The following is a 15,516-nucleotide window of genomic DNA, read 5'->3' on the forward strand; positions in this document are numbered from 1 at the left end:
ATATAAATAAAACAGCACAAATAATTAATATGGCTAAAAGAACTTCAAAAACTAATATTGTTGACCCTAGCTTGACTCCTTCAGTAAACCTGAACCAAATGCTCCGCAGGTTAGTCCAAGCATGGGTGAGCCACTGATTACGGTAGTACCTAACCAGATAGGGGATTCAGGAGCGGTGTCTACAGCATAGGTAGCTATAGAATACAAACCATAGGATAAGCCTTGCATCAATCTGCCAATAAAAAGAGAAGAACTACTTGATGAGACATGATAGAAAATTAAACAACCGATGGCTGCTAATAGAACTGTAATGAATGATATAAGCTTGTGCCCTAAATAATTTGACAGCCTAGCTAGTATTAATAGTGCTATCATTAAATTATTTTGCTCGTTTAAGGCTAAATACCGACTTGAACTCACTGGCATATCACAGTTTTTGAAAATACCTGTTAGTTGAGAAAAGTAAATTTTTAACTCATGCCTTATTAAATATTTACTCAACAAACAAATAAAAACGCGAACAACATAGTGGACTATTCCCAAATATATCTATGTGTGATTTGAAAGATATTCATTTAAACTTTAAGCATATCGTCGCATTGCTCTAATAAATCTTATGAAATATGCTTGACTTAAAAAATAATCTAAATCGTTATTTTAAGAGTTAAATATGAATATACAGATAAAATCACCTGTATGTAATGTTAAGAATATTTTTGGGGATATGGTGTATGACAATAGTGAAAACTTTTTCATTAAAAAATCTGGAATCTGCTATTAAGAAGAATACAGCGCAGATTTATGAAGAAAAAGAGATATTTAATACTCATACACATAATGTTGAAATTACTAGCTGTATCGCGACCTTGTTTTTTGCTTTGTTCTTCCATGCTGGTTCGTCCGTAGCAACTGTCTATACTGGAGACATAGATGTCGGTTCTGGACAGGATTTGTCCTATACCTTCAGTGGGGACGATATTCTTCAGGGCAACCTAACAGTTCACGACACTGGTATAGTCAGAGTCTCGACCCTGGACGACGTTTCCGTCACTGGACGTATAGAAGGCACCTTGGGAGGGCATCTATACCTGACGGCCGGAGGCGACTCGACCTTTCACGGGGTTCTGGACATCAACAATGGAGCGCACGCGAACATCTACCTCTACGGAAACGCACATTATATCGGCGATTTGCTTCTTGAGAGTTCTGGTGGCATGGTGGAGTTGAATTTGGCAGATGATGCTGAAATTAGCGGCCAGATCACTGGAGGTTCCTCAACCAACATCACTGTCCGCGCCAAGGACAGGACGACAATGTCCAGCGGTCTGACAGTGACCTCTGGCGGCAAGCTCACACTCTATCTCAGTGACTCAGCCAGCCTACAGGGCCCGATCATATCCGAAAGCGGCTCCTCGGTCCTTGATCTCTATGCAAGCGGCACTTCGATCGTGGATGGCGACCTTACTGTACAAGGCAGTGGCACTTCGCACTTCACCTTGTGGGACAGCGCTTCATACACTGGTAACATGGACGTGAGCGGGAGCGGCATACTGACCTTCACCACCCATGATAACACCACGATTAGTGGCGACCTGACCACTTTGGGTGGCAGTCAGTCAACATTTACCCTTAACGACGCCAGCCGCTGGGTCGGTAATGTCAATACGGAGCCTGGCGGAAGCACGACGGTGACCCTTAATGACAGTAGTAATCTCACGGGTGACCTTTTCACTGGGGCGGGCACGACAGCCACGTTTACTCTCAATGGTAACAGTTGGCTCAAAGGCTCCAGCGCGATTGAATGGGGCAATGCCGATATTTCTCTGAATGGCTCAGGAACTGCTTGGTATGTCACCCAATCCAACCGTATATCCGCGGCCAACGGGGCCACAGGCACCCAATACGCCTCCGCTGTGTCCAATCTTTCCCTGACCGACGGAGCTTGGGTGTATCTGGGGGCGCAGAACTACAATATGAATGGGGCGGCCAACAGGGTGCAACTGGACATTCTCAATCTATCAGGCAACGGTAATTTTGAATTGCGGCCTCATGTTAATGGGATTGGGGCAGGTGCTTACAACGACGGTGACCTTATTCATGTCACCAACACCAACGGTAGCCACAGTTTGCTTGTCCCCAGTGCACAGCTCGGACTCGGTAGCGTGGCTGTCAACGGGCAGGAAGTACTGAAACTCGTGCACAGCGTTGATGGCGGCGGGAGCTTTTCGCTCTATCAGGGAAAATCGGTGGACATAGGCCAATATACTTACAAGCTCATTCAAAACAGCGATGGACACTGGTATCTCGTGGCCGACGGGGGCGTGACTGAACCGGGTGGCGGCGGTGGTGGTAGTGGCGGTGGAGGTGGAGGTGGAACTGGAACTGGGGTTCCACCCGATCTTAACAGACCAGCCGAAACATCGTCCAACTTCATAACTACCAACTACGTTATAACTTATATTGAGCTCCAGACATTGTTGCAAAGGATGGGCGATCTTAGACACACTCGAGAGGGTGACGTATGGGCAAGGAGCTTTGTCGGCCGTTTGGACGCCACAGAGTTTCATCAACTTTCCAAATATTCCATGGATTATTACGGAATTCAGTTCGGGGCTGATAAAAACCTGAGTTCGATCAGTGACAAGTTTTTTGTGGGTGTCATGGGTGGCTATACGTGGGGCAGCCCAGAGCATGACAAGTCCAGCAGTGATATGAAGAGCTTCCATGCTGGTCTGTATGCGCTTTGGGGCACCGAGGACGATCTCTATATCGACGCCACTGCCAAAGTATCGCATATCCGGAACCAGTTTAAGACCTCGGACAGCCAAGGCATGACGGTTAAAGGAGATGGTTCGAGCAACGCCTACACTTTTGGCTTGGAAATCGGTAAACGGTTTTACTTTGCCGAAAAGCGGCAGGGTTTTTACGTGGAACCGCAGGTGCAGGGGGTGTATACGTATCAAAATAAGGTATCCTTTTCTTCTGACAACGGCTTGGATACGAAGATGAGCGCATATGATTCCACACTGCTTCGTGCCGGCGGGCTAATGGGCTATAACCTCAAGGAAAGCCAGATACCGCTGAATGTCTATCTCAAGGCCGGTTATGTGAGGGAATTCACGGCCGATGTGGACGTGCATTACAACAAAGTGTTCCACAATAATTACAACTACAAGGGAGAATGGCTGGACCTAGGGCTGGGGGTAACGGGCGAGATCGCAAACCGTCATTCCCTCTATGTGGACGTGGACTATGCAAGTGGCAGCCGTTTTGACAAGAAGCAGGTAAACGTTGGCTACCGCTTCGTTTTTTAGAGCAATGTTCCCTGAACAGTCGCCATGTGTTTCATTGTTCTTTGCCAAGGGCGCGGTAGGCGTCGAGGGTTATACGTATGTACATAACTTTCAAGCGTTTCTGCTGCAACAAAAAAAGAAGGTAAAGATGTCTTTATAGTTTTTATTTAACTTTATAGAACAGTAAGCTTGTGAAAGTAAAAAGTAGCAGTTGGAGGGTAGAGTAGGGTTTAAATTTATGACTGATTGATTAATAGTTAATTTTTTGATTAAGTTTCAATTAATAGTTTTTTAAGTATTTTTATAAAAATTGAAAAGTCTTATTTTTTATTATTTCCTCAATTGACTTTTAAGGCTCTTATTCTCTAAATTTACTTTAGTAACAATGAAAATGGCATACTGTTACAATAATTGATATGATTTTTGGGTTTCACTGCTACAGTATAAGTTAATAGATTAATATAATTAAATAACTTGTTTTGGTTTATTTATAATAATCTCCTAATACTTGGTATGGGTTAGTTACTACATTAAGTTGTGCTTTTAACTAACTCTATTTCTGAGTTAAATAATGCACATTTTGTATCTAGTAGTTCACGGAAGTTTGTTTGACCAGACAGATAACATAAATTAGCCAACATTACAGTACATACTATTGAAATTTGAAGTTTTTTATTTCTGGGGGTTGCCAGATTTGAAATACATCTGCTAAAAGAGGATGCAACGATAATAGAATTAATGGCTAAAAATAAAGCTATAAATATCTCTAGATAAAGGTGTGGCGTAACGTACGACTCAGAATCATAGGAAAAATAATTGAATTACCAAAGGGTTATTTTAATTAATAATGAATTTTTTAAATTTAGGTACCATTATGGTGCCATTTGATTAATCATAGATTATTAAAAATGGAGAAAAAACCACTTGAGAAAAGTACTAAAAAATACCATATATCAACGAATTAGATAAATTAAGATAGTGAATAGTAATAAAATTAGAATAATAATAGCTAAATATAAGCTTTTGATTTTTAATAAGAAATTGAATATGGGGCGGAAAACGAGATTCTCATCAGTTATCTATCCTATTAATTATTCAAGATATTTTAGTAAATTACCAATTTTATTGTACAATATGATGTACAAGTTAAACTACTTTGAAAATCAAATTGATATGCTGTTATTTATTGTACTCTATATAGATTTAAGAGTGAATATCATGTCATTTTTTAATGTACACAAACCTTTTAAAAGCCTTTTCAAGATAAGTCCTTTACCCTTTAATATCTTTTCCTTTAAGCCCTTTTAGTTTTTGGAGCCTTTTCTCTCTATAAATGTTTAATTGGACTTAGTTGTACTAAAATCTATATATGATTTTGTATTTTAGTTTATAATTAAACCCAATAATGGAGTCTATCTGGCTCTCAGTAAGTGGAGATATATTACTTACTGTTATACTAAAATTATATTAGGGAAGTTACAGAATGTATTATAAAGCTAATGACAGCCACTTCCAGTTGTTTTGGGATGAATCAAATTCTGCTACAGGATTATCTAGTAATACAGGCAGTAGTATAGGTGATAAACTCTCTTCTTTGGCTAGCAGTGCAAAATCCTTAGATCCCTTTTCTACGCTTACTACTGCGTTAAGTGGTGGTCTAAAAGATACTCTTTCTAATGCTAACGTTGAAACCGCTTTAGATAAATTACAAGTCTTATCCTTTATGGGTACCGAAGGTATCTCTTCACCTTATGCGTTTGAAGTGGTGTTAGTCAATAAGCATGTACGCTTTGATATCACCCAGTTATTAAGTAAGTCTGTGTTTTTAGCTTTTACGCCTGAAGGTAAGTCTGGCTCTGGTATTCATGGAGTTGTTCAATCCGTTAAGCGTGGTGCTGTTGGGCAGCATTATGCGACATTTTCTATGGTGATTACGCCACGTTTTTCTAATCTAATGAGAAGAGTGAATCAGCGTAAATTTGTGGGTAAAACGACGCCTGAGATTATTAAAGTTATTTTAGAAGAACACGGTATTATGGAGAATGCTGAATCAGGCTTTGCGTATCAATTTAAAGACGCCAGTATGTATCCTGTACGAGACTTTTGTGTGCAATATGATGAATCCGACTATCATTTTGTATCGCGTCTTTGCCAAGAGGAAGGAATAGCTTATCACTTCCAACATTCTGCTAATGCCCATAAGATGGTTTTTACCGATGCCATGCCTTTTTTCCCTAGTGTGGCTGAAGCCGTTAAGTTTATGAATGATACGGGAATGGTGGCGGATACTCAGGCTTTAAAATATTTTGATGTGTCTTTAGCCTCTAAAACCCAAACAGCGGCTTGGCGTGATTATAACTTTACTAATATGAAGATCCCTGAAGGCACAAGTGAGGGTAAACAAAGTCAAAAAGGTAATTCAGCCACAGAACCTAACCTAGAGTTTTATGATTATCCTTCCACTGGGATGGATAAAGCGAGAAATGAGCAACTCGCTAAAGTACAAATAGAACGTTTACGCGTAGAGCATTTAACAGCAGAAGGCTATAGTGATATACCTACCTTACATAGTGGTTATTATATTAGTATAGAAGATCATCCTAGTTTAGATACCCTAGATGCTACTAAACCTTGGCTTATTACTCAAATTAAACATAAAGCATACCAACCACAGGTATTAGAGGCTTTTGGTGGAGAAGCCAGCGCCACTAATACTACCCTACCCAGCCAACTGGATAAATACCTTGATCCCAATACTAGCTTAGAGTTGGAATTCCCTGCTCAAAATCAACAACAGGGTTACTTCAATGTATTTAATGCCATACCCCAAGAAGTGCCCTTTAGACCACAACATACCCATCCAAAACCAAAAGTACTGGGTAGTCAAACAGCCATTGTCACAGGCGCAGCAGGTGAAGAAATCTACTGTGATGAATATGGTCGCGTGAAGGTTCAGTTCCATTGGGATCGTGAAGGTACTATGGATGAAAACTCTTCCCATTGGATTAGAGTAGCCAGTAACTGGGCACATGATGGTTATGGTACGGTAGTAATACCTAGAGTGGGTATGGAAGTCATGGTAGATTTCCTAGAAGGAGATCCAGATCAACCCCTAATCAAAGGCGCAGTTCATAATGGGGTTAACAAAGTCCCTTACGATCTTCCTGCAAATAAAACCAGAAGTGTCTTCAAAACAAGCTCATCAAAAGGTGGTGTTGGTTCTAATGAGTTAAGAATAGAAGACAAAGCGGGTCAAGAACAAATCTTTGTGCAAAGCCAAAAAGACTTTGATCAACTCACAAAAAATAACCACACAGTACAAGTAAACAATAACAGCCATCTACAAGTTAATAACGAACACTCAGAAACCATTAAAAAGAACAGATACACCAAAAACGAGAGTGAAGAACATCATTTAACTCAATTAGACAGAAAAACCCAACTACTAGCCAATGATCACACAACCATTGGTATAAGCCAACATACTACTATTGGTACAGTACAAACTATCGAAGCAGGCCAGGAAATTCATCTTAAGGCAGGTATGAATCTAGTTATAGATGGTGGCTTGAGCTTAACACTCAAAGCAGGCGGACAGCATATAGTATTAAACCCAATGGGTATTTGGATGACTACTCCGCAATGGACTGGGGGTGTTCCTATGATTGGTACTCCTGCTGCACCTTTGTTACCACTAAATCAGGATAAAGCCGTTGAAGTAACTTCTGCGCCTGTAGTAAGCCATAAAATAACACAGGCTCAGCAACAGCATACTCCTATTATTCTGCTATGTGGCAAGAAACAAGGTGGTACCTCTGCTGATTGTCCATTAACTGATTGTCCTTGTCGTAAAAAAGAACAGGGAGCAATGGCATGACCCAATATTTATTATTAGATCAACAAAATGGCGCATTAGAAAAAGTCTTTAGTGGTAAATTCCAAAAACCACAAGTAGATTATTTATTTAAAGATACAGAGCTTGCAGATTATAAAGAGCAAAGTCCTTTATTAATTGAGGATAACACTGCTACTAGTAATTATCGTTCTTTTTTAGAAAAAAATGCAGGTCTTATAGTGACTAGCAGTTTTCCAAAAAAATCAGTAATACAACAACTTAAGTATATACTTATAGTTTATGTAACAACTGAACATAAAGGATTATTTCGTTACTATGATCCTTACATAGCCAGTTATTTTTTTACCAGTTTGAGTGAGCAAGAGGCTGCTCAATGGTTAGGACCTATTAGTCGCATTGAATGGTACAACATTACTTGGCGTAATAGAGTTTTTGAGTCTGATAAATGGCAGTTTTGGGATAATAAATTGGTTAATGATTGGCAAAGCAACCAACAGAAAACACAGCCAACGCCCATTTTAGGAAAAAACCAACACCTTGCATTACAAGATATGCAGGAAGAAAAATTTGCCTATCATTGGCAACAAAACTTAACAGAAAATACCAATAATGCTGGTATAGACCAAGTTATTTTATGGGTTAAACAAGGTATACAGGATGGTTTTAATACTGAGGTTAATTTAAAGCAATATCTAGCTATCAGAGCAAAATACCCAACTAAAAATAAGCCAGAAGAATGGCCAACGGATAATTTAGAGCATCGATTAATTTACTTAGAACATTATTTTGCATAAGTCAGCAAATAATATAGTAAAAGCTTAAATGAATTAAAAATGGAAGTGCAATAATGAATGATAAAGTTAATGGTTACTGTACAGAAATAGCTTGTGATACACCTAGTTTTATAATCCAAGTAATGGGTAAAGATCACCCAGAAGAACAAAAGCTATTTGTAATGGATGATCAAGGTAATAAGTATTATCCTGATAACAAAGAACTATTAGAAGAGGTAAATCCCACGCGTACAACCTATGCTAAAGGTAAACTACTTAGTACCCTTTATATGTGGAGTTGGGAAAATCTTAAAGATAAAAGTGGTTTAGGGGCTTATTTAGAAATTACTAATACTAAAGGTACTCCAATTACTTTTGCATTGCATATGGATGTAGTTCAAACGCCAAAGCAGTATGATAAACAAATTAATCAAATAGTTCCTATCATTGCTTGTACTCAACTGCATAATGTTGACAATAGCACAGTAAGTATTCCTAACTCAGGCGCTCCTGTGTTAGCAAGAGAAGGATATCTTTATATGTTTAGCCCAGGTAAACTCTGGCGTGAAATAAAAATAGAACAAGAGGAAGGTACACTGTACCCAATTTATAAAGATGTTGCCTTATCAGATACACAATATTACGACAATCAGGAGCTTATTTTTAAGGCAGATGAGCGAGAGGCATCAGGTGCACCGTTAAAAGAGATTTGGGTGCCAAGTGTTTACAATAATGATGATGTATCAAGTGAAATTAGCTTTTTTTATTCAGAAGTTCAATTAAGTGCCGTACGGATAAACTTATTATTAATTGCTGGTGATAGTGTAAAGCATCCACAAAGAACTGTGTCGTTAGCGCAAGACTGGGCAACAGTAACAAAAGATTTATTAAAAGGTAAAGAATTACTAGAAGCATCGGCATTAACCTATATTAGGCCACGTTTTGGTAATTATGCAGGGGCTGTACAACGTAGTCATGCAGACCTACCCAGAGTACGTACTACAATACAAAAAATTCAAAGCACAGCTTTCCCTGCCACAGAGATGGCACCTCAACGGGGAAGAGATCATCTATTTGAAAACTTATTAGATTTCCCCAGTAAATATATTTATGACGAATCAAATAGCTATCTAACAGATGCTATAGCTTTTTCCAGAGAGTTTCTAGACCAAGCCAAAGAAGGTAATGAACTACCTAATGGCAAAATATTAGAGTTAGGAGCATTACAATATACCCTAGAACAACGTACTCAAATCAAAGCAATGGTGGCCCAACTGCTTAGTACACAGTCAATTTTTAACTCTTCAATGGTACCTTATTCTCCTACAGTGAATACAACAAATTCGTCAGTGTCAAATGAAAATCAAAATGAACAGGAAAAGCCTGAATCAGTTGGCTACTTTATGAGTTCAATCAATAAAGTAATAGGCGAAGTACAACGAGAAAATCCTGCCGTATTTAATGATAAAAAAGACAACTCAATATGGGATGCTCCATCTGCACAACCTTTTATTAATGCTTTACAAGATGCCCAAGATCGTAAAATATACTGCGTATGTGTAGATGATAGTCACTATCGTATACGTCATTCAGTGCAAGCAGCTAGTCGTAGTCAAGAAGTAATGGGTAAAATGACAGCCGATATAGCACAACGTCAGTATTTTGATAGTGCATTACTCATACAACAAGTAGTATCTCCAAGAAAAATCAATGATAAAGACAATACCCATAGCAGTGCACTAAATAAATTAGATGCAGAAGGTGAGAAAAAATTAGCTTATCATAGTGGAGTTCTTGAAAGAGCGGTAATTGCCGCACGTTATGATGAAGTTACGCGCCATTTACTGACCTCATTTCAATCATCCTATCAGCTCAATATATGGGCAGACCACTTAAGCTTAAATAGCAAAGAACATTACGCGGCAGCTTATTGTTTTCTAGCTACTACATTGGGTATGTTAGGAACACCAACGCCAGAAATTGACCCCTACATGAGTCCAGACCATCGTATCTATTATGGTAAAAGACATATAGCCATGTTTACTAAAGATGCTAAGGCAAATTTTAGTTTTCTAAGAGCAGTAATAGAAAATCCACAAATGACATTACATAAAATGTTATTTGCCCCCTTAAATAGAGATGATCTGGCAGATGCAAAACAACAAGTAGCGGCCACTCCAAACTATGGATTAGGTTGGGCTAGACCAGATTTGCTAGCAGAGTGTATAGAAAGTGGTAATATTCCACAGGATAAACAAAATACTATAGATACAGCAACTATTGTACTAATCTATGGCAGTGAAGCTTCTGCAGGACAAACAGGAACTAGCAACACAGATACAACAATTGCAGTAGCAAAAGGCCTAATAGGCGCTGTTAGTAATGCAGCTAATATTCTTGATGGTTTATTTGTTAAAGCATTTAAAGAACTTGATGCACTAAATAAAACGTTAAATAATATCACCCCACAATTTAATACTGCATTAGCCAGATACACCTCAGCACAACAAAACTATGATCAAAAATTACAAGAGGTTCAGAGTCGACAGCAATCAGTAGCTAATCAACAAGTTGATATACAACAACAGGAACAGCAAACAACTACTAGAAAAGCTGAGTTAGACGGACCAATAAATGATCAGAAACAGCAAATAACAGAACTAAATCGACAAATTTATCGTCAAGAAATCAGTATTTATGCACAAAAACAATGGTTAGCTATTCAAAATATATCAGAGCTAATTGGCGAAGCATCAGCAAATACACGTAATACTACTCAAGCATTCGCTGCTAGAATACGTCTGTTTGATGGTCAAGGTACAATACCAGTATGGCGTGCGTTATTATTCGAAAACCAACGAAATATTCTTGGTGGTATGTTAAAAGATGCCTATATAGCGCCATTCAAACGCTATATAGATGGCTCTATGGTTGACGGTGTGCTAGTGAGAATGCCATTAAAAGGGTTACATTTTGATGACTTAAAAACCCTTGGCGGAATAGTGCCAGATGGACAAGGGGGAGTAAATGCAGGTACTACTCGTTCTTCTGTAGGCGGTGTATCAGCAGATATTATGCCTGAATATGAGGGTGTTATTTTTGCCCGTAAAGGCAGCGAATTAGAACGTCTTATCTCTGAACTAAATGAAGGTGACACAAGCACCCCCATTGTTTCTAGTTTAAATCGTGATGAGCAAAGACAAGCAATCGAGCAGGAAAGAATAAGACTAGAACGTGCAAGACAGCAAAATCTGGCAGATCAACAACAAATTAGAACTAGCCAAACTGAATATGGTCGAGCGCTAGCCGAAGAACAACGAATCCGTGCTGAATTGGCTGCAGAAATTAGCAAAGGCAGTGGTGCTAACCAAGCAGAAATAGCAAGATTAAATGATGCTTTAAAACAAGCTGAGCAAAATAGACTTTATCAAGAACACCTTGTTAATAATCCAGTTGAACGGCTAAGAATTTCTGAACAACATTTAAGGGTATTAGATGCAGAAAAAGCGTTGGCAGAAGCAAAAACAAGAGTGTTGGAAACACAACAAAGCACAGATCGGGTAGCTATTAGACATGCTGAAGAGGACTTAGATGTTAAACGAGGCCAATTAACAACGGCTCAAGCAGAATTACAAACAGCTATTAATGCAAAAAAGGCACTAAGCGATGTATTAGCAGGAGAAAAAGCTATTTATGATCGATATCTAAACGATATGAGTATTGTTAGTCGAGATATTATGCAACAACAACAAAATATGCGCCAGGTAGTGGAGCATCGCCTTTACCGTATTGCTAATACAGGCTATTTTAAAGCGGCTATTGTAGGGTTTCAGGTTTATAATTTTGCTAGAGCTATAGAGTATAGTGATGGAGATATTAGAGGAAGGACTGGTATAATTGCTGGATTTATTGATCTAGGTTTTGCAATAGAAGATTATGTAGCCTTTTTGGCTAAACAAAATATTAATGAAACAGGGTTACGTAAAGTAATTTGGAATATAGATACTAATAAAGTTCCAAGAATCTTTGGCGCTAAATCTCCTTTTGCTTTAGGCTCGGCTATTTCCCGTTTAGCGGTTGCACAATCTATATTAGGTGTAGTTGCTTTAGGCAATAGTCTCTATGATGTAATGACTACTGCCCATCGGCGTGAAGATAGCCTAGTACGGTTTGCTCGTTGGCTAATGGTCGCTTCCAGTGCGCTTGCTATCATTGCCCCTTATTTTGCGGGGGCTACTTTCTTACTATTAACCCCCATGATGTGGGCAGCACTTATTATTGGCTTAATAGCAGCAGGGTTAATTTATCTATTCCAAGATACTCAACTAGAAAGTTGGCTAAAAAATGGCCCCTTTAGTGCCAGTGGTACGTCAATGACTCATCTGCTGGATCCTACTGAAGCTTATTATCGTTTAATAGGTTTATTTGCAGGCATTAATATTGATATTTACCGTACTGATCGCACTGTTTCCACATATCAAACACGTTATGGCATGATGCGTCAAGTAGGTGTTTCTGATGATATTCGAGTGAATAATCATCTGGTTAGCTTATTAGGTGTGAAAGTGGATTACAAAATAGAATGCCGTTATGTAGGCAGAGCATTAGCCTTTGGGGTGGATGATAAAATAGAAAGGGTGGTAGAAACCCATGATACTCAATATGGTCGTCGTTTTATTACTGCCCCCCATTTAGTGGGCAATGGCGCACTTAGTGAACAACTTTGGACTAAGTTTAAAACCAAGGTACAACTAGCCGTTAATTATCAAGGTAAACGGTTTTATTTCCCAGCGCCTACAATCGAAAATAGTAATGTACGTTATACGGATGGGTCACGCTATAATACACCTGATTTTAACAATGGTAGTCAACCCTTTTGGCAAGAGAAAGAACGTTCATGAGTAATTATTACGCCCCTACTGCCTATAACTCGCAAGCTATCCCTGATCAACCAGTGGCTACTCAATGGTCAGGGTTAGAAAAATCAACTGCCACTCGCTTACCGTGGGGCAATACCCAGCCAGTGGCTTCACAAAATATGTTTGATATTCTGCCGCCCTCTCTGTTACGGCGTAATGTGGCGGATTGGCAAGAAGAAAAACAGCTACGGGCAAAGGGCAAGCCCGTCACGGGGCGTTTAGATTTAGGGGGTAATTTAACCGAGGAAGTATTTAGTTATGCACCATTGGCGATTCGTACCCGATTTTGGCTATATGCCCATGCTGCTGGTGAAACATTAACAAAATGGTTTCCAGCTATTTTGATTCCATGCTTTTTTACTTTTGTTTTAACAGAAAGAACTGGGGATATATTGGGACAATTTCTTTTTGTTTTATTTTTTTGGCTACCTTTCCCTATAATTTGGTTAATTAGTTATGCTGTAATGAATTGGTTACCTAATAGTTGGTGGTTAGCTACAGGTAGAAAGGGCATCGTATGGGAATTTAACCGTCGAACAGGCATGGTTACTGTTGTTAATCACCGTAAAGGGGATTTTAGCGCCCCTTTTTATGAATGGGATGCTTATTTAGGTATGGTACCTACCAATTCAGGAGTAATGTATTATAAACTCTCATTAATTCATCGTTACCAGCCCAAAAAGATTATTGATTTAAGCCATATTGCTCCCTTGGGACCAGATCAAGCTAACGCTTTAGCTGCATGGGATTGTTTGCAAAACTTTATGGATATTAGTCAACCGTTACCCAATATTCCTGCATGGGATTACTACCGCAAAAATGATCCTATGACTGTTAAACATGATCAACAGACGGGTCGAGACCCTAACTACTGGATGGGAATGAGCGATGAACACTTTCAACAACTTTGTAGTGACATGCGTTTACAAGCCCGCCAATTAAATACTATGGGGCGTCCTGATCTAATGAGTTATCACGTACAGGGCTTACCTCAAAGTAGTAATAATTAGCAGTTACAGTTAGGGATTATTGCCTATAAGGTTTACTATTATGGTGCACAATGAAGGATATAGAAGAGTTGAAGGCTGAAATTGAGTTACTAGAGGAAATATATTTAGAAGAGCAAAAAAATTGCGGCTTTGTAAGGATAAAGCCATACAACAAGAGTTAGCAGAGCATGAGCTAAGAAAAAAAACAATGACAGCAGAAGAACTTAAAAATTATCAAGTTGAAATAGAGAGAAAAGCTTTAGAATATGAAGAATTTATGATGGCTACTGAGGAATCTTTAATTAACGAGCAAATAAAAATACTAACAAATAAAAGTAATAAATAATCCCAATTTTAGCAACAGCAAAAATATGTATGAGTAATTACTATAGTACTACCGCCTATAACTCCCAAACCATCCCTGATCAATCAGCGGCTACCCAATGGTCAGGGTTAGAAAAATCAACCGCCACTCGCTTACCATGGGGCAATACCCAGCCAGTGGCTTCACAAAATATGTTTGATATTCTGCTACCCTCTCTGTTACGGCGTAATGTGGCGGATTGGCAAGAAGAAAAACAGCTACGGGCAAAGGGTGAGGCTATTACTGGTCGTTTAGATTTAGGGGGCGATTTAACTGAAGAAGTATTTAGTTATGCCCCTTTAGCGATTCGTACCCGTTTTTGGCTATATGCCCATGCTGCTGGTGAAACTCTTACTAAATGGTTTCCTATTCTTTTAGTACCATTCTTCTTTATTAGTTGGTTAGCTGCAGGTGGAGAATGGTCTGCTTTAGAATTATTACTTTTGACATTCTTGTGTTGGTTACCCTTTCTAATTATTTGGTTAATTAGTTATGCTGTAATGAATTGGTTGCCTACTAATTGGTGGTTAGCTACAGGTAGAAAGGGCATCGTATGGGAATTTAATCGTCGTACTGGCATGGTTACTATTGTTAATCACCGTAAAGGGGATTTTAGCGCCCCTTTTTATGAATGGGATGCTTATTTAGGTATGGTGCCTACCAATTCAGGAGTAATGTACTATAAACTCTCGTTAATTCATCGTTACCAGCCCAAAAAGATTATTGATTTAAGCCATATTGCCCCCTTAGGGCCAGATCAAGCTAATGCTTTAGCTGCATGGGATTGTTTGCAAAACTTTATGGATATTAGTCAACCGTTACCCGATATTCCTGCATGGGATTACTACCGCAAAAATGACCCTGTGACGGTTAAATACGATCAGCAAACAGGTCGAGACCCTAACTACTGGATGGGAATGAGTGATGAACACTTTCAACAACTTTGCAGTGACATGCGTTTACAAGCCCGTCAATTAGATACCATAGGTCGCCCTGATCTAATGAGCTACCATGTACAAGGCTTGCCGCAAAGTAGCAATAAATAACTAGTCACCATAAACTAAGGATAGTGGTAATAAATGATAAATAATAATAACTACTATACGACGACTACCTATAACTCCGAAGTGATACCCCCTCAAGCCAAGCCCCCAAAAAGGGGCTGGCTAAAGCAATTTGCACAAATTCTGCTGCCTTGGGGCTATACCGAACCTGTAGTGCCTAACTTATTTTTCAAGAGCATTCGCCAGACTATTTGCGTCGCAATGACTATGATCAAACACTACAAAAGCAAATAGAACAAGGCATTAAAGCAGGCACCT

At 39.1% G+C, this 15,516-nt stretch carries 8 protein-coding genes; 7 read left to right on the forward strand and 1 reads right to left on the reverse strand.

Features of this window, described 5'->3' with window-relative positions; translation table 11 throughout:
- Positions 1 to 66: 66 nt before the first annotated feature.
- Positions 67 to 228, reverse strand: a complete 162-nt coding sequence (locus tag ACQVD9_RS06220; RefSeq protein ID WP_264745207.1) for a hypothetical protein — start codon at positions 226 to 228, stop codon at positions 67 to 69.
- Between the two features lie 503 nt (positions 229 to 731).
- Here ACQVD9_RS06220 and ACQVD9_RS06225 point away from each other — a divergent pair.
- From ACQVD9_RS06225 to ACQVD9_RS06255, 7 genes are all read left to right on the forward strand, one after another.
- On the forward strand, positions 732 to 3,314 hold the full coding sequence (locus ACQVD9_RS06225) for an autotransporter outer membrane beta-barrel domain-containing protein (protein ID WP_264745208.1): 2,583 nt from the start codon (positions 732 to 734) through the stop codon (positions 3,312 to 3,314).
- A 1,462-nt stretch (positions 3,315 to 4,776) separates the two neighbouring features.
- Positions 4,777 to 7,170, forward strand: a complete 2,394-nt coding sequence (gene tssI, locus ACQVD9_RS06230) for a type VI secretion system tip protein TssI/VgrG (RefSeq protein WP_264746728.1) — start codon at positions 4,777 to 4,779, stop codon at positions 7,168 to 7,170.
- On the forward strand, positions 7,167 to 7,943 hold the full coding sequence (locus ACQVD9_RS06235) for a DUF4123 domain-containing protein (protein WP_264746727.1): 777 nt from the start codon (positions 7,167 to 7,169) through the stop codon (positions 7,941 to 7,943). Before tssI ends, ACQVD9_RS06235 begins: the two co-directional genes overlap by 4 nt.
- A 53-nt stretch (positions 7,944 to 7,996) precedes the next feature.
- On the forward strand, positions 7,997 to 12,823 hold the full coding sequence (locus ACQVD9_RS06240; protein ID WP_264746726.1) for a hypothetical protein: 4,827 nt from the start codon (positions 7,997 to 7,999) through the stop codon (positions 12,821 to 12,823).
- The gene (locus ACQVD9_RS06245; RefSeq protein ID WP_264746725.1) at positions 12,820 to 13,851 is read left to right on the forward strand and encodes a hypothetical protein; all 1,032 of its coding nucleotides are present in this window, start codon (positions 12,820 to 12,822) and stop codon (positions 13,849 to 13,851) included. The genes ACQVD9_RS06240 and ACQVD9_RS06245 overlap by 4 nt, the downstream gene beginning before the upstream one ends.
- A gap of 121 nt (positions 13,852 to 13,972) precedes the next feature.
- The gene (locus ACQVD9_RS06250; RefSeq protein WP_264746724.1) at positions 13,973 to 14,176 is read left to right on the forward strand and encodes a hypothetical protein; all 204 of its coding nucleotides are present in this window, start codon (positions 13,973 to 13,975) and stop codon (positions 14,174 to 14,176) included.
- Positions 14,177 to 14,205: 29 nt separating this feature from the next.
- Entirely contained in the window at positions 14,206 to 15,240 is a 1,035-nt protein-coding gene (locus ACQVD9_RS06255; protein WP_264746723.1) for a hypothetical protein, read from the forward strand.
- The last annotated feature ends 276 nt before the right edge of the window (positions 15,241 to 15,516 follow it).

Source organism: Entomomonas sp. E7T21, from assembly GCF_058693955.1.

Bases quoted from the DNA above. Each gene is read 5' to 3' on its own strand.
- ACQVD9_RS06220 (WP_264745207.1), bottom strand. From the start codon at position 228: ATGCAAGGCTTATCCTATGGTTTGTATTCTATAGCTACCTATGCTGTA.
- ACQVD9_RS06225 (WP_264745208.1), top strand. From the start codon at position 732: ATGACAATAGTGAAAACTTTTTCATTAAAAAATCTGGAATCTGCTATT.
- tssI (WP_264746728.1), top strand. From the start codon at position 4,777: ATGTATTATAAAGCTAATGACAGCCACTTCCAGTTGTTTTGGGATGAA.
- ACQVD9_RS06235 (WP_264746727.1), top strand. From the start codon at position 7,167: ATGACCCAATATTTATTATTAGATCAACAAAATGGCGCATTAGAAAAA.
- ACQVD9_RS06240 (WP_264746726.1), top strand. From the start codon at position 7,997: ATGAATGATAAAGTTAATGGTTACTGTACAGAAATAGCTTGTGATACA.
- ACQVD9_RS06245 (WP_264746725.1), top strand. From the start codon at position 12,820: ATGAGTAATTATTACGCCCCTACTGCCTATAACTCGCAAGCTATCCCT.
- ACQVD9_RS06255 (WP_264746723.1), top strand. From the start codon at position 14,206: ATGAGTAATTACTATAGTACTACCGCCTATAACTCCCAAACCATCCCT.